A 14,562-nucleotide genomic window follows, 5' to 3' on the forward strand; every position below is an offset into this window, starting at 1 on the left:
TTCATCGACCCTCCCCCTCCAGGGGAGGGTGAAGAAGAGGGCATCCCTTCATGGCTCATCCCGTCACCCGCGACGCCATCGTCGCCGAGGCGCGTTCGTGGATCGGCACGCGCTATCTTCATCAGGCCTCAGTAAAGGGCGTCGGCTGCGATTGCCTCGGCCTGGTGCGCGGGGTGTGGCGCAACTGTATCGGCGACGAGCCGGAGGCGGCGCCGCCCTATGCGCCCGACTGGGCCGAAGCCACCGGCGCGGAAGCGCTGGCCGATGCGGCGCTGCGCCATCTGGTGCCGATCGGGTGCAGCGATTTCACTGCCGGCGACGTGCTGCTGTTCTGCTGGCGCGACGGATTTATTGCCAAGCATGCGGCCATCGCCACGGGGCGGGATCGCATGGTCCACGCCCATGACGGCGCCGCGGTGTGCGAGGTGGCGATCGTGCCATGGTGGCGACGGCGGCTGGCCTATGCGTTTCGTTTCCCCGGCGTGGATTGATGCCCACGCCGGGTGGAAGCCGCTACCGGTTCGCCGGAATGAAGTGATCGGTGGCGTGGGCGCTCAGGCCGGTGGCGATGTCGGTGGCGGTGATCTCGATATTGACGGACTCGCGCGGCAGCGCCTTGGCCGGCACCAGCAGCGAGACGCGCAACTCGCGGGTCTGGTCCGGTCCGACGTCGGCGGTCATCCTGCCGTCGGCGCCGCGCTCGATGCCGGCGATGCGCAACGTCGCGCCGGGCAGGCCGGAGACGTCGAGCGCGAAGGTGCGGTCGCCGCCCTTGTTGAGCAGGCGCACGGTGTAGTCGTTGCGGATGCTGCCGTCGGACAATGTGGTGAACAGCGGATTGCGGTCGTGCAGCACGTTGATGCCCAGCGAGCTACGGGTCGCCAGCGCATACAGCATGATGCCGCCGACGGCGGCGATGATCGCGGCATAGAGCAGGGTACGCGCACGGATCGGCCGATAGACCGGCGCCAGCCCGTCCTGGCGGCGTTGCGCGTTGATGTCGGTGTCGTAGGCGATCAGGCCGGTCGGCCGGCCGATCTGGCTCATCACGGTGTCGCAGGCGTCGATGCACAATCCGCACTGCACGCAGCCGAGCTGCAGGCCGCCGCGGATATCGACGCCGGTCGGGCAGACGTTGACGCACTGGTGGCAGTCGATGCAGTCGCCGGCGGGCGCCTGCATCAGGCGCGCGACCTCGGCCTTCTTCACCGACATGCGCGGCTCGCCGCGATCGCCGCGGTAGGTGACGTTGAGCGCCCACTCGTCGGTCAGCGCCGCCTGGATGCGCGGCCACGGGCACATGTAGACGCAGACCTGTTCGCGGGCGTGGCCGGCGAAGACGTAGGTGGTGGCGGTGAGGATGGCGATCCACAGATAGGCCGCGAACGGCGCCTGCAAGGTCGCCAGCTCCTTGACCAGCGTCGGCGCATCGGCGAAGTACAAAACCCAGGCGCCGCCGGTCCACCACGCGATCATGAGCCAGATCGCGTGCTTGGTCACCAACTGGCGAAAGTGGGTGAAGGTCATGCCGCGCTTGTCGCTCAGCATGCGCTCGCGGCGGTCACCCTCGACCAGGCGCTCCACCGCATAGAACAGGTCGGTCCAGACGGTCTGCGGGCACATGTAGCCGCACCACACCCGTCCGGCGACGGCATTCATCAGGAACAGCACCATGGCGGCGATGATCAGGAGGCCGGTGAAGTAGTAGACCTCCTGCGGCCACAGCTCGATGAAGAAGAAGTAGAAGCGGCGATGCGGGAAATCGACCAGCACCGCCTGGCTCGGCGCGCCCGGTCCGCGGTCCCAGCGCAGGAACGGCGTGAAGTAGTAGACCGCCAGCGTCAGGATCAGGACGGTCCACTTGATCCGCCGGAAGCGGCCGTGGACCGCCTGCGGATAGACCTTCTTGCGCGGCGCATAGAGCGGGCCTGTGATGATCGTGTCGTCCATGTCTGAGGTCCTGCGCTGGCGCCAACGTGCCGTGGTCTTATGCCCTGTCGAGCGGACAGGTGGAGAGCCCGACCAGCGAATAGAGCGGGCAGGTGCCCATCACGCCGGTGAGCAGGGGAATCGCGCCAAGCAGGCTGTAATATCGCCATGAGGCGTCGGGATAGAGGAAGAACAGGCTGAGGACGCCGAGGCCGACCACGATTCTCAAGACCCGATCGATGCTGCCGACATTGCTCTTGAACATCTGTATCTCCATGGCATCTGTTGCGTGAACATCGCTCTAGGCGAAACGCCGTGCCGTGTCGGTGACTTCGTCACCGTCGCGATCAGGTCAGGGCCGCATCGCCCCCGACCCGCGCCAGCGCCGGGCGATCGATCAGCGTGACCTTGCCGCGGGTAAGCTGGACCAGCCCGGCCTTCTGCAGGTCTTCGAGACGACGCGAGACAACTTCCCTGACCGATCCGATCGCGGTGGCCAGATCGCGATGCGTCGTCAGCGCGATATCGTCGCTGCCGGCGCGGCGCAGCAGTTCGGCAGCTAGCCGCGATTCCAGCCGGACGAACGACACCTTCTCCAGAACGGAGACGACATCCTTGAGGCGATCGCCGAAGGCGCCGAAGACGAAGCCGCGGAACGCCTGCGAGCTGTTCATCAGGCCGGCGAAGATATTCTTCGGAATCATCACGAACGACGTATCGGTTTGCGCGACCGCCTCGCCGGTATAGGAATGCTCGCCGAGCACGCACAACGTGGTCTGGATGCAGGTCTGCCCGGCAACGACATCATATAGCAGCATCTCGCGGCCCGACCGGCCGATCAGATAGACCTCGACACGGCCACTGAGCACCACCAGAAATCCCGGCGCCACGTCGCCAGGCCGGAACAGCACGGTGCCCTGGGGCACCTTGGCGGGGACAATGGCCGCCAGCGCCTTGCGCGTTGCCGGCTCGAGGCCGGCCAGCGGTTTGATGTCTTCGAGCCACGTTCGCATGTTCGCTGCGGTCCCTGCCGAGAGGCTGCGACCATCGGACGTTCGCCTGCCGGCCGACATGACGTGGATCAAAGGTCCGACCTTGCCGCGTCGATCGCTGCCAGAATGTTGCATCAGCGGCCATGGCGGCGTCATGCCGCGGTGGAGGTCTTCGATGGCGTGGTCTCTGACCGGCGCCCCGGTTCGAGAGCCGTCACGAACGACGCCAGTGCCGGCGCATAGCGGTCGGCGATCACGTCGGCCGCGTTGACCGCCAGGGTGGCACGCGGCGGTTTGCCGGCGATCTCCTGCATCTGGCCGAAGGCCTTGTCGCTGCCGGCGCCGCCGAGGGTGCAGAAGAACGCCACTGCCGGCAGGTGCTCCTTGTTCGCAGCCAGCCAGGCGCGGACCGGCGACGACAGCGACCATGCCCAGACGGGCGTGCCGACAATAACGAGATCGTAGGCCGATGGATCTTTCTTGACCGCAGCGATGGCGGAGGATGTTCGTCGGCGGGCTTCGATGACGGAACGAAGATAGCCGAAAACGCCTGCGTGATTTCCGGTCGCGACAATTTCCTCGGTGTCGGCATACAGCGCGTTGGCCAGCGCGTGGGCGATCTGCCGCGTCGTTCCTGTGCGCGAATAATAGACCACGAGTGTTTTTTGTTCGGCCATGTCCGTCTCTCCACGATCCCGACGATGACGCGGCCCCGCGATCCGACAGCGGAGCGATGACAGGGCAAACCTAGGCGTCCGCCCGGCCATCAACGTTGACGCAGATCAAGATGGATCGGCCGACCGGTCACGGCAGTCGCAGGACAATCGTGACGCGCTTCTGCCGCTTAAATTCCGGAGGAAGACGATGGCCGCACTTGTTCTCTCGGCCGCCGGCGGCGCGATCGGCGGCCTGTTCGGCCCGGTCGGCGCCATCGCCGGGCGGCTCGCCGGCGCGGTGGTCGGCAACATGCTCGACCACGCGCTGTTCGGCAGCGCCGGCAAGACGGTCGAGGGCCCGCGCCTGTCCGATCTCGACGTGATGGCCTCCAGCGAGGGCGCGCCGATCCCGCGGGTCTACGGCCGCGCACGGCTCGGCGGCCAGGTGATCTGGGCGACGCCGCTCGAGGAAGTCGTCACCAGCGAGAGCACATCGTCGGGCGGCGGCAAGGGGCTGCGCGCGGTAACGCTGATCCCCGGCAGTACCGAGTTCGGCTATGAGCCGGCCGCGGTGGTGCAGGTCCTCGGGCCCGGCCAGTCGGCGCCTGAAAATCGCCATGGGCAATCGAAGCGGCTCCGACGACGGCTGGAATTTTCGTGGCCGTGGCGCGGCGCAGACCACCGGGCGCGAGGGCTACCAGCGGCTGGCGAAGGCCACCGGGCTCGATGTCGTGGCGCAGCCGGAGCTGGTGATCGATCCGCGCCATTTCCTCGCCTGCGGCGTCGCCGATTTCATCAATTGCGGCTGCCTGCCATTCGCCTTGAAGGACGACGTGCTGGGCGTCACCCGCCGGCTCAACGGCGGCACCGTCGGTCTCGATCAGCGCAAAGCCTGGCTGGCGAAATGGAAGACCGCACTCGGCGACGCGCCGCTGGTGATCGCTTCGCCACCACTGGCGCCCGACCCGCCGGAGCCGCGGCTGACGACCTTGGCAACATTCATCGCCGCGCTCGTCGCGGCCTTCAGGAGGACATGACCATGGATTGGGGAGACCTCGGCAAACAGGTGATTGCGCTCGGCGCGCCGATGCTCGGCACTGCAGTGGGCGGGCCGCTCGGCGGCGTCGCCGGCGAAATCCTCGCCAAGGCGGTCGGCTCCGTCAATTTGACGCCGGCGGCGGTGCAGAGCGCGTTGCCGGCGGCAGACCCGACCAGACTGGCGGAGGCGGAGGCGCAGTGGGCGGAGATGATCCTCGCCGAGGCAGAGACCCAGCGCACGGCGATCGCGGAGACCCAGGCCACCATCCGCGCCGAAATCGCCAGCGACGATGTGGTGCAGCGCTGGTGGCGACCGCTCTATGCCTTCGAGCTGACCTTCGAATGCGCGGCGCTGTGGATCGTGCTGGTGCACGAGTTCTGGACCGGCGACATCCAGACCATCAACGCGCTGGTCGGCGCCACCGCGCTGCTGGTGACCTATTGGGGCTTCCGCTTCGGCGTGCTAGGCGTCTATGTCAGCGGCCGCACCCGCGAAAAGGTCAGCGCCGTCACCGGACAGGATGCGCCGGGCGCGGTCGAGCGGCTGGTGAAGGCGGTTGTGAAGAAAAAGTAAGCTTCGGACGATCGGCCGTTCATCCGGCATTCACCGCTGCGCGGTGCATGCTGATGCGGTTGGTTGATCCAGCCTGGAGAAGTCCCGTGCGTCTGCTCGTCGTCGAAGATGATCCCGATCTCAATCGCCAGCTCACCACAGCGCTGGTCGATGCCGGCTATGTCGTTGACCGCGCCTTCGATGGCGAGGAGGGGCATTTCCTCGGCGACAGCGAGCCCTATGACGCCGTGGTGCTGGACATCGGCCTGCCCAAGATGGACGGCATCTCGGTGCTGGAAGCCTGGCGCCGCAACGGTCGCGCCATGCCGGTGCTGATCCTCACCGCGCGCGATCGCTGGAGCGACAAGGTGCAGGGCTTCGATGCCGGCGCCGACGATTATGTGGCGAAGCCGTTTCACCTCGAGGAAGTGCTGGCACGGATCCGCGCGCTGCTGCGGCGCACGGCGGGGCACGCCCAGAGTGAACTGACCTGCGGTCCGGTGTCGCTGGACACCCGCACCGGGCGCGTCAGCGTCAACGGCAATCCGATCAAGATGACCTCCCACGAATATCGCCTGCTGGCCTATCTGATGCACCACACCGGCCGGGTGATCTCGCGCACCGAACTGGTCGAGCATCTCTACGACCAGGATTTCGATCGCGACAGCAATACCATCGAGGTGTTCGTCGGCCGCATCCGCAAGAAGCTGGACGTCGACATCATCCAGACCGTGCGCGGGCTGGGCTACCTGCTCACGCCACCCACCGATGCGCGCTAGCTCGTTATCGACACGACTGTTTATCTCGGCGACCGCCTGGGTGGTGGTGATCCTGGTGATCACCGGCATCGTGCTGTCGTCGGTCTATCGCCAGGCCACCGAGCGCGCCTTCGACCGCAGGCTCAATCTGTATTTGCGCACCCTGATAGCCGAAGTCGGCGCGCCCGACGATCCGCAGGACAAGGACCTGCAGTCGCTCGGCGAGCCGCTGTTCGAGCTGCCGTTGTCCGGCTGGTACTGGGAAATCGCCCGAACCGATTCCGACAAGACCGAGACCCGCGCCTCGCGCTCGCTGTGGGACAAGAAGCTGCCGCTGCTGGAGGACCAGGGCGTCGAGCTGACTCCGGCCGGCATCCGGCTGGGCTATGTCGAGGGACCGGAAGGCCAGAAGCTGCGCATGGTGGAACGGCCGGTGGATCTCGGCGCCGACGGCAAGTACCGGGTCAGCGTCGCCGGCGACGCCACCGAGATCGTCGAGGAAACCCGCACCTTCGACTATTACCTCGGCGGCACCTTCCTGGCGCTGGCGATCGTGCTCGGCCTCACCACCATCTTCCAGGTACGCTTCGGCCTGGCACCCTTGAAGCGCATTTCCGACGCTATCGCCGACATCCGTTCCGGCCGTGCCGAACGCCTTGAAGGCGAATTCCCGGTGGAGATCGCGCCACTGGCGCGCGAGACCAACGCGATGATCGACGCCAACCGCGCCATCGTCGAGCGCGCCCGCACCCATGTCGGCAATCTCGCCCACGCCATCAAGACGCCGCTGTCGGTGATCGTCAACGAGGCCAACAGTCATGGTCGCGATCCGTTCGCAGCCAAGGTGCTGGAGCAGGCCGACGTGATGCGTGACCAGGTGGCCCATCACCTGGAACGGGCCAGGATCGCCGCGCGCCTGACCATCGTCGGGACGATCACCGAGGTCGCGCCGGCGATCGAGGCGCTGTGCCGGACCATGGAAAAGATCCACCGCGACCGCGACATCGCCATCGACGTGCAAGCTGACGCCGCCGCGCAATTCCGCGGCGAAAAGCAGGATCTCGAGGAGATGGCCGGCAACCTCGTGGACAACGCCTGCAAATGGGCGGATTCCCGCGTCTTCATCGAAGTGCTGGTCGAGCGGCAGGGGGCCAGCGACGCCGCGCCAAAACTGCGCATCATCGTCGACGACGACGGCCGCGGCCTGTCCGCCGCCGAGCGCGCCACCGTGGCCCGGCGCGGCCAGCGCCTCGACGAGACCAAGCCCGGTTCCGGCCTCGGCCTGTCCATCGTCACCGACCTCGCCGCGCTCTATGGCGGCAGCCTGACGTTGGGCACCGCCCCGATCGGCGGGCTACGGGCGGAACTGGTGCTGCCGGGGGTGTGAGCAAGTAAATTGCGTAAAATACAAAAAATTTGTAACTTGCAGATTATTGGTATTTTGTGAATTATGGCTTTGTCTTCTAGGAGCCCGACATGCGCACGGTCACAGCCACCGCCTTTGCTCGCAATTTTGCAGAGATTCAGCACGAAGTGCATCGCGAAACGGTGGCTGTCACCAGCCATAATCGGGTGACTGGCTATTTTGTATCGCCGGAAGATTTCGCAGAATTCGAAGCCCTGAAAGAGAAGGCGCGCAAATCTCTGATCGTCGGAAAACTCCCGAGCGATAGAGTCGATGCGCTCAAGACCGCGCATATGGACGAACGTCACGATGCGTTGAATGCCCTGATGCAAGACTAGAAATCGAATGCCTCTCCCAAGCCCAGAAGCGGGTCTCGTCATCAGCTACAAGTTTCTTTGGAGTCGTGAATCCGAAGCAGGTTATGATGAGGGCGAAAAAATAAGGCCCTCTGTTGTGGTGCTCGCCATCAGGACTGAAAAAGGTCAGACCTCCGTCACTGTCGCCCCCATCACGCATAGCGAACCTCGGGCCGGCACGCATGCGGTGGAGATACCCGCAAGGGTCAAGCAACATCTCGGTCTCGATAGTCTGAGCTCGTGGGTCATTTGCGACGAGTTGAACGAATTCGTATGGCCCGGATTCGACCTTTATCCGGTGCCGAAGGGCCGGCCCGGTCAGTTCGATTACGGATTCATCCCGCCAGCCTTGTACGAAAAAATCCGCATCATGATCCTGGAGTTGGACGCGACGGCGAAGAACGTTATCGCACGCTGACGCACACCGCTTCGCCGTCCGGACCATCCTTCAGCCGCCGCGAGGCCTGCAAGAACGAGCTCTCCACTGCAGGCGCGATGCAGTCGCCCCGATCCCGCCCGAATTGTCCGCTTTGTCAGAGCTTGACGCTGCGATGGCCATCCTGCAGCACTAGGCGGATGTTCATGTTCAAGTTCAAGACTGCCCTGATCCTGGCCGCGGCGCTGGCGCTTGCCGGCTGCGACGTCACCTCCGGCGACGGTCCCGGCCCGATGGCGCGGGCGTTCACCGGCACCTCCACCTCCATCAAGTCGGCCATTGGCCTATCCGGGGAAAGCGCTTCGGCGGCGGTGAACAATGCCGCCATGGGCGGGCTGATCGGCGCCAAGCTCGGTCCGCTGCTCAATGAGGACGACCGCAAGCTGGCCTATGAGGCCGAGCTCGCGGCGCTGGACAATGGCGCCTCCGGCGCTCCGGTGCCGTGGCGGAATCCGGCGTCCGGGCGCTACGGCAACATCGTGCCGGGGCCGGCCTATGACCAGAAGGGCCGCCAATGCCGCGGCTTTTCCCACACCATCACCGTCAACGGCGCGCTCAGCACGGCGCGCGGCACTGCCTGCCGGGCTCCCGACGGCGGCTGGGCCGCGGTCGGCTGAGGCCATTCCTCAACCGCTTCTTAACGTCGGCCCTGCTATGAAATCCGTTGGCTGCGTCCGGTCTTGGGCCGACCGGAACGCGCGGACCTTGGGTGCATGAGCCAGACATCGATCGACCGTCTCCGGGACTATCTCGCGCAATTGCCGCCGCAATCGCAGGCGTTGCTGATGCGCGAGTATGAGCGGTCCATCGCGCGCAACGAAGACGTCAATGTCGCCAATTTCGTGCTCGATGTGCTGCGCTCGGTTGTGCGCGGCAACGTCGACGCGGTGCGCCCGCGGGTCGAGGATCCCGCCCGGCTGGTGTTCCGGTCGCTGGAGCCGTTCCTGGCGGAGGGCGTTGCCGCGGTCAGGCCCGGGCAGATCCGCCGTGCCTCGCTGCAGGCCACCTGGCAATGGCTGGAGCGCGAAGGCGCGGTCGAGGCGGTCAGCGAATTCGAGGCTGCGGTGGCCGGCAAGCCGGAGGCCAGCGCGGATGTCGAACGCGCGGTGAGGAAGTTCCAGCAGGCCGCCGCCGATGCCATTCTCAAGGTGGCCGGACCGGCAGCGGGCGGCGATCGCAACCGCGGCCTGGCCCGGGTCGGGGCGCCGCATGTGGTCGAGGATCTGCCCGGCATCGGCGCGGCACTGAAGGCGCGCGAGGCGCTGGACGGCCTCAGCCTCAAGATTCCCAGCCAGCTCAGGACGTTCGGCGACGCGCAGGTGGCCTCCGTCAACAGCGCCCTCAACGTGCCGGCGCTGGTGACGCCGCAGGTGCTGCCATTCGCGCTTTCGCTGGTGATGCAGCGGCTGCTGGCGCCCTGGCAGATCATCCGCCTGGCCATCAAGATTGCCGCCTCCGACGACGAGATCCGCGTCGCCGCCACCTCCTATGGCATCGCCGTGACCATGGCGATCCACGACCTCACCCGGGTCGCGGCCACCCTGCGCAGCGAGATCAAGCGCGGCAAGTTCGACAGCGTCGCCGACCATCTCAAGACTGTCCATGATGGCGTCCGCGGCCTGCGCACCGAGCTCGACATCCGCAACGACTCGACGTGGGGGCGCCAGCTTGCCTCGATCCGGGTGGATATTTCGACCACGCTGCAGTCGGAGATCGACAGCGTGCCCGGCCGCGTCCGCCGGCTGCTGCGCCAGCGTCCGGACAAGGACATCACCCCCACCGCGCAGATCGATCCGGCCGACGTCGAGGAGACCGCGGCGCTGATCGATTTCGTCGCGATCTGCCGCACCTATGCCAGCGAGCTGGCCATCAACGAGGTGACGCTGCGGACCTATTCCGACCTGCAGCAATATGTCGAGAAATCCACCGAGGCGCTGGTGCAGTCGCTGCGTAACGGCGACGCCAAGGTGAAGGCGTTCCGGCACATGCAGGCCAAGGCCGCGATCCGCTTCTGCGAGCTGCTGTTCGGCGCCGAATACGCCCAGCTGATGAGCCGCGCGGCGGAAAACGCCATGGTCGTGGTGGAGCGCAAACCGAAGAAGGCAGGCTGAGCTGCCGCATTGATTTAACGCAACTTTTCGCCGCACTGGTGCCGTAGAAGTCAATTGCGCGGCCGGTTTAGAAATGGTGTAACCCGGCCAGCCGATGCCGCCCGCCGGGCTGAATCGCCGTCACCGGAACCCTGTGCAATGACGTTGTGGTTTGTGTTCGCGCTGATGACTGCCGCAGCGATTTTCGCTGTGCTGTGGCCGCTTGGCCGCGCCACCGCGGGCAAGGCCGGCGGCAGCGAATCCGCCGTCTACAAGGATCAGCTCGTCGAGATCGGCCGCGACGCGGCCGCAGGCCTGATCGCGGCGCCGGAGGCCGAAGCCGCCCGGGTCGAGATCGGCCGCCGGTTGCTGGCTGCCACCGACGCCGAGCAGGATGTGCCGGCAAAGGCCAGCCCGCGGTTCCGCCGCGCCGTCGCGGTGCTGGCGCTGGTCGGCCTTCCGGCGCTGGCCATGGCCTTCTACCTGCCGCTCGGGTCGCCGCGCTTTCCCGATTTTCCGCTGGCCGAACGCGCCCGCGCGCCTAGCGCCTCGGACCCGATGGATAATCTGGTCGCGCAGGTGCAGAAGCATCTGGAGCAGAACCCCACCGATGGCCGCGGCTGGAACGTGCTGGCACCGGTGCTGGCCAAGCTCGGCCGCTTCGACGATGCGGTCGTCGCGTTCCGCAATGCCATCACCTATGGCGGCGACACCGCGGCGCGTCGCGCCGACCTCGGCGAGGCCATTGCCGCTGCGGCCAATGGTGTCATCACTGCGGATGCCAAGGCAGAGTTCGATCGCGCCGTGGCGCTCGATGCGAACGAGGCGAAGGCGCGCTTCTTCCTCGGCCTCGCCGCCGAGCAGGACGGCCGCATGGCGGATGCCGCGGCGGTCTGGCGCGACATGCTGGCCAAGGCGCCGGCCGACGCGCCGTGGCGCAGCGTGGTGCAGGCCGCGCTGGCCCGTGTCGGCGGTCCTGCGCTGCCGGCGCTGTCCGACGACACCATTGCTGCCGCGCAGGGCATGGGCGCGGGCGACCGCAACGCCATGGTGCAGAGCATGGTCGACCGCCTCGCGACGCGGTTGAAGAATGACGGCAACGATGTCGAGGGATGGTTGCGGCTGGTGCGTGCCTATATGGTGCTGGGCGACCGCGACAAGGCGAAGCAGGCGGTGGCGGATGCGCGGCAGGCGGTCGGTTCCGACTCCGAGCGGCTGCGGCAACTCAACGACGGCCTGAAAAGCGCCGGGCTGGACGGGTGAGCATGATGCCGAAAAGTGCGCAGCGGTTTTCGGACCACATCATGCTCCTTGGAGGAGTCATATGACACGCAAGCAGCGACGGTTGACGATGATTGGCGGCTCGCTGGCGGTGCTGGCGGTGGCGGCGGCATTGGTGCTGAACGCCATGCGCGACTCCATCGTGTTCTTCTCGACGCCGACCATGGCGGCCGAGAAGCACGTTCCCGTCGGCAAGCGTTTCCGGCTCGGCGGACTGGTGCAGCCGGGCTCGCTGGTGCGCGGCGACAATCTCGCGGTGACCTTCGAGGTCGCCGACGGCGGCGCCAAGCTGCCGGTGGCCTACAAGGGAATCCTGCCCGACCTGTTCCGCGAAGGGCAGGGCGTGGTCGCCGAGGGCGCGCTCGATGCCAACGGCGTGTTCAAGGCCGACACCGTGCTGGCCAAGCACGACGAGAACTACATGCCGAAGGAAGTCGCCGACTCCCTGAAGAAGCAGGGCCACTGGAAGGACGACTACGACAAGAAGCCGGGTGCGGCGGGCGCGCAGGGCGCGTCGAACACGCCGCAGAGTGTCACTGACGCAAAACAAGGAGTTTTGCGGTGATCGCCGAAGCCGGACATTACGCGCTGGTGCTGGCGCTGGCGCTGGCGCTGATCCAGTCGACCGTGCCGATCCTCGGCGCGCGGCTGCACGATCCCGCGCTGATGAACGTGGCGCGCTCCACCGCGCTGGCGCAGCCGCTGTTCGCGGCGCTGTCGTTCACGGCGCTGGTGATGCTGCACGTCAACTCGGACTTCTCGGTCGCCAACGTGTTCGAGAACTCGCATTCGATGAAGCCGCTGCTCTACAAGATCACCGGCGTCTGGGGCAATCACGAAGGCTCGATGCTGCTGTGGGTGTCGATCCTGGCGCTGTTTGGCGGGCTGGTCGCGGCATTCGGCAACAACCTGCCGCTGACCTTGCGCGCAAACGTGCTGGCGGTGCAGGGCTGGATCGCCACCGCGTTCTACCTGTTCATACTGATCACCTCGAACCCGTTCCTGCGCCTCGCCAATCCGCCGATCGAGGGCCGCGATCTCAATCCGGTGCTGCAGGACATCGGCCTCGCGGTGCATCCGCCGATGCTCTATCTCGGTTATGTCGGCTTCTCCATCTCGTTCTCCTTCGCCGTCGCTGCTCTGATCGAAGGCCGCATCGATGCCGCCTGGGCGCGCTGGGTGCGGCCGTGGACGCTGGTGGCGTGGATCTTCCTGACGCTGGGCATCGCGATGGGCTCGTACTGGGCGTATTACGAGCTCGGCTGGGGCGGCTGGTGGTTCTGGGACCCGGTGGAGAACGCCTCCCTGATGCCGTGGCTGGCCGGCACCGCGCTGCTGCATTCGGCCGTGGTGATGGAAAAGCGCAACGCGCTGAAGGTCTGGACCATCCTTCTCGCGATCCTGACCTTCTCGCTGTCGCTGCTCGGCACCTTCCTGGTGCGTTCCGGCGTGCTCACCTCGGTGCATGCCTTCGCCACTGATCCCACCCGCGGCGTGTTCATCCTGTTGATCCTGTGCATCTTCATCGGCGGCAGCCTGACGCTGTACATGTGGCGGGCCTCGGCGCTGAAGCAGGGCGGGCTGTTCGCGCCGATCTCGCGCGAGGGCGCGCTGGTGCTCAACAACCTGTTCCTCACCACCGCCTGCGCTACCGTCTTCGTCGGCACGCTGTATCCGCTGGCGCTCGAAGTGCTCACCGGCGACAAGATCTCGGTGGGTGCGCCGTTCTTCAACCTGACCTTCGGGCCGCTGTTCGTGCCCCTGCTGCTGGCGGTGCCGTTCGGGCCGCTGCTGGCATGGAAGCGCGGTGACATCAAAGGCGCGGCGCAGCGGTTGATGGCCGCCGGCGTCGCTGCCCTGGTCGCCGTCGCGCTGCTGTGGGCCTGGACCAAAGGCGGCGCGGCGCTGGCGCCGCTGGCCATCGGCCTTGCGGTGTTCGTCATCGGCGGCGCCATCACCGACCTTGTCGAGCGCACCCAACTGTTCCGCGCGCCGTTCGGTACCGCCATGCGCCGCGCCCGCGGCCTGCCGCGCTCGACCTGGGGCACTGCTTTCGCGCATGCCGGCGTCGGCGTGGCGCTGATCGGCATCGTCTGCGAGACCACCTGGAACAGCGAATATATCGGCACCATGAAGCCGAATGAGGTCGCCAAGATCGCGGGATACGAACTCAGGCTCGACGACGTCACGCAGCGCCAGGGGCCGAATTTCCGCGAGATGATCGCCACCTTCGGCGTCAGCCAAGGCGGCGACAAGCTCAGCGTGATGACGCCGTCGAAGCGCAACTTCACCACGCGGCAGTCGTCGACCACCGAAGCGGCCCTGCTGTCGCGCGGCTTCAGCCAGCTCTACATCTCGCTCGGCGACACCGCGCCGGATGGCGGCATCGCGGTGCGGATTTATCACAAGCCGATGGTGCTGCTGATCTGGTTCGGCCCGGTGCTGATGGCGTTCGGCGGGTTGCTGTCGCTGTCCGACCGACGTTTGCGCGTCGGCGCACCGAAGCCGGCCAAGGTCCCGCGCGCGCTGCAGGCAGCGGAATGATGCGCGTGAATGTCTTGCGCGCTGCATGCGTCGCCTTGGCGATGATCGTCGCATCGCCGGCCGCCCACGCCGTGCAGCCCGACGAGATCATGGCCGATCCCGCCAAGGAAGCCCGCGCCCGCGAGCTGTCGCGCGAGCTGCGCTGCATGGTCTGCCAGAACCAGTCGATCGACGATTCCGATGCGCCGCTGGCGCGCGACCTGCGGCTGCTGGTGCGCGAGCGGCTGGCCGGCGGCGACAGCGACAGTCAGGTGCTGGACTTCCTGGTCGCGCGCTACGGCGAATTCGTGCTGCTGAAGCCGCGGCTGGAGCGGCACACGCTGCTGCTCTGGCTGCTGACGCCGCTGGCGCTCGGCGGCGGCGGCCTCGCGCTGTGGTGGCACTACCGGCGGCGTGAAAAGGGGACGGCAGCGGACGGCACGCCGCCGACGCTGTCGGCCGAGGAAGAGGCCCGGGTGGAGAAGCTGCTCGCGGGCGAGACGGCAGAGACCAGACAGGCCTAGCCTGCGCAAATCCGGATGCCG

16 protein-coding genes and 2 pseudogenes are annotated in these 14,562 nt (G+C 66.7%); 14 read left to right on the forward strand and 4 right to left on the reverse strand.

The window, feature by feature from the left end; translation table 11 throughout:
* Positions 1-50: 50 nt before the first annotated feature.
* Complete coding sequence (locus tag ACUXVA_RS17795; RefSeq protein WP_265079113.1) at positions 51-491, forward strand: peptidase P60; 441 nt, start codon at positions 51-53, stop codon at positions 489-491.
* A 22-nt stretch (positions 492-513) separates the two neighbouring features.
* Here ACUXVA_RS17795 and ccoG read toward each other — a convergent pair whose 3' ends face one another.
* The 4 genes from ccoG to ACUXVA_RS17815 form a co-directional block, all read right to left on the reverse strand.
* Entirely contained in the window at positions 514-1,950 is a 1,437-nt protein-coding gene (gene ccoG / locus ACUXVA_RS17800; RefSeq protein ID WP_265079112.1) for a cytochrome c oxidase accessory protein CcoG, read from the reverse strand.
* A 37-nt stretch (positions 1,951-1,987) separates the two neighbouring features.
* A complete protein-coding gene (locus ACUXVA_RS17805) occupies positions 1,988-2,194 on the reverse strand; it encodes a YgaP family membrane protein (RefSeq protein ID WP_265079111.1) in 207 nt (68 codons plus the stop codon).
* Between the two features lie 82 nt (positions 2,195-2,276).
* Entirely contained in the window at positions 2,277-2,942 is a 666-nt protein-coding gene (locus ACUXVA_RS17810) for a Crp/Fnr family transcriptional regulator (RefSeq protein ID WP_265079110.1), read from the reverse strand.
* A 131-nt stretch (positions 2,943-3,073) separates the two neighbouring features.
* The gene (locus tag ACUXVA_RS17815) at positions 3,074-3,598 is read right to left on the reverse strand and encodes a flavodoxin family protein (RefSeq protein ID WP_445487306.1); all 525 of its coding nucleotides are present in this window, start codon (positions 3,596-3,598) and stop codon (positions 3,074-3,076) included.
* A gap of 187 nt (positions 3,599-3,785) precedes the next feature.
* Between ACUXVA_RS17815 and ACUXVA_RS17820 the strand changes: the two are divergent.
* The 13 genes and pseudogenes from ACUXVA_RS17820 to ACUXVA_RS17880 form a co-directional block, all read left to right on the forward strand.
* Positions 3,786-4,196: pseudogene (locus ACUXVA_RS17820) on the forward strand (hypothetical protein); the annotation flags it as partial.
* Positions 4,195-4,614 (forward strand): annotated as a pseudogene (locus ACUXVA_RS17825) (glycoside hydrolase family 19 protein); the annotation flags it as partial. The pseudogenes ACUXVA_RS17820 and ACUXVA_RS17825, both read left to right, overlap by 2 nt.
* A 2-nt stretch (positions 4,615-4,616) precedes the next feature.
* Positions 4,617-5,189, forward strand: coding sequence for a 3TM-type holin (locus tag ACUXVA_RS17830; protein WP_265083762.1), 573 nt, complete (start codon positions 4,617-4,619; stop codon positions 5,187-5,189).
* Between the two features lie 86 nt (positions 5,190-5,275).
* Positions 5,276-5,947, forward strand: coding sequence for a response regulator transcription factor (locus ACUXVA_RS17835; RefSeq protein WP_265079108.1), 672 nt, complete (start codon positions 5,276-5,278; stop codon positions 5,945-5,947).
* On the forward strand, positions 5,937-7,313 hold the full coding sequence (locus ACUXVA_RS17840) for a sensor histidine kinase (protein WP_265079107.1): 1,377 nt from the start codon (positions 5,937-5,939) through the stop codon (positions 7,311-7,313). The genes ACUXVA_RS17835 and ACUXVA_RS17840 overlap by 11 nt, the downstream gene beginning before the upstream one ends.
* Positions 7,314-7,402: 89 nt before the next feature.
* Positions 7,403-7,669, forward strand: a complete 267-nt coding sequence (locus ACUXVA_RS17845; protein WP_265079106.1) for a type II toxin-antitoxin system Phd/YefM family antitoxin — start codon at positions 7,403-7,405, stop codon at positions 7,667-7,669.
* Positions 7,670-7,676: 7 nt separating this feature from the next.
* Complete coding sequence (locus tag ACUXVA_RS17850; RefSeq protein ID WP_445487310.1) at positions 7,677-8,105, forward strand: growth inhibitor PemK; 429 nt, start codon at positions 7,677-7,679, stop codon at positions 8,103-8,105.
* Positions 8,106-8,269: 164 nt separating this feature from the next.
* Positions 8,270-8,740 carry an RT0821/Lpp0805 family surface protein gene (locus tag ACUXVA_RS17855; RefSeq protein ID WP_265079105.1) on the forward strand — a complete coding sequence of 157 codons (471 nt, stop codon included), beginning with the start codon at positions 8,270-8,272 and terminating at the stop codon, positions 8,738-8,740.
* A 96-nt stretch (positions 8,741-8,836) separates the two neighbouring features.
* Complete coding sequence (locus ACUXVA_RS17860; protein ID WP_265079104.1) at positions 8,837-10,234, forward strand: hypothetical protein; 1,398 nt, start codon at positions 8,837-8,839, stop codon at positions 10,232-10,234.
* Positions 10,235-10,372: 138 nt separating this feature from the next.
* Positions 10,373-11,476, forward strand: a complete 1,104-nt coding sequence (gene ccmI, locus ACUXVA_RS17865; protein WP_445487313.1) for a c-type cytochrome biogenesis protein CcmI — start codon at positions 10,373-10,375, stop codon at positions 11,474-11,476.
* A gap of 61 nt (positions 11,477-11,537) precedes the next feature.
* Entirely contained in the window at positions 11,538-12,059 is a 522-nt protein-coding gene (gene ccmE, locus ACUXVA_RS17870) for a cytochrome c maturation protein CcmE (RefSeq protein WP_265079102.1), read from the forward strand.
* On the forward strand, positions 12,056-14,038 hold the full coding sequence (locus ACUXVA_RS17875) for a heme lyase CcmF/NrfE family subunit (RefSeq protein WP_445487315.1): 1,983 nt from the start codon (positions 12,056-12,058) through the stop codon (positions 14,036-14,038). Before ccmE ends, ACUXVA_RS17875 begins: the two co-directional genes overlap by 4 nt.
* A gap of 5 nt (positions 14,039-14,043) precedes the next feature.
* On the forward strand, positions 14,044-14,541 hold the full coding sequence (locus ACUXVA_RS17880; protein WP_265079100.1) for a cytochrome c-type biogenesis protein: 498 nt from the start codon (positions 14,044-14,046) through the stop codon (positions 14,539-14,541).
* Positions 14,542-14,562 lie beyond the last annotated feature (21 nt).

It is taken from the genome of Rhodopseudomonas sp. RCAM05734, from assembly GCF_052658035.1.

Excerpts from the sequence above, each read along its gene's own strand:
- ACUXVA_RS17795 (WP_265079113.1), top strand. The coding sequence starts at position 51 with ATGGCTCATCCCGTCACCCGCGACGCCATCGTCGCCGAGGCGCGTTCG.
- ccoG (WP_265079112.1), bottom strand. The coding sequence starts at position 1,950 with ATGGACGACACGATCATCACAGGCCCGCTCTATGCGCCGCGCAAGAAG.
- ACUXVA_RS17805 (WP_265079111.1), bottom strand. The coding sequence starts at position 2,194 with ATGTTCAAGAGCAATGTCGGCAGCATCGATCGGGTCTTGAGAATCGTG.
- ACUXVA_RS17810 (WP_265079110.1), bottom strand. The coding sequence starts at position 2,942 with ATGCGAACGTGGCTCGAAGACATCAAACCGCTGGCCGGCCTCGAGCCG.
- ACUXVA_RS17815 (WP_445487306.1), bottom strand. The coding sequence starts at position 3,598 with ATGGCCGAACAAAAAACACTCGTGGTCTATTATTCGCGCACAGGAACG.
- ACUXVA_RS17830 (WP_265083762.1), top strand. The coding sequence starts at position 4,617 with ATGGATTGGGGAGACCTCGGCAAACAGGTGATTGCGCTCGGCGCGCCG.
- ACUXVA_RS17840 (WP_265079107.1), top strand. The coding sequence starts at position 5,937 with ATGCGCGCTAGCTCGTTATCGACACGACTGTTTATCTCGGCGACCGCC.
- ACUXVA_RS17845 (WP_265079106.1), top strand. The coding sequence starts at position 7,403 with ATGCGCACGGTCACAGCCACCGCCTTTGCTCGCAATTTTGCAGAGATT.
- ACUXVA_RS17850 (WP_445487310.1), top strand. The coding sequence starts at position 7,677 with ATGCCTCTCCCAAGCCCAGAAGCGGGTCTCGTCATCAGCTACAAGTTT.
- ACUXVA_RS17855 (WP_265079105.1), top strand. The coding sequence starts at position 8,270 with ATGTTCAAGTTCAAGACTGCCCTGATCCTGGCCGCGGCGCTGGCGCTT.
- ACUXVA_RS17860 (WP_265079104.1), top strand. The coding sequence starts at position 8,837 with ATGAGCCAGACATCGATCGACCGTCTCCGGGACTATCTCGCGCAATTG.
- ccmI (WP_445487313.1), top strand. The coding sequence starts at position 10,373 with ATGACGTTGTGGTTTGTGTTCGCGCTGATGACTGCCGCAGCGATTTTC.
- ccmE (WP_265079102.1), top strand. The coding sequence starts at position 11,538 with ATGACACGCAAGCAGCGACGGTTGACGATGATTGGCGGCTCGCTGGCG.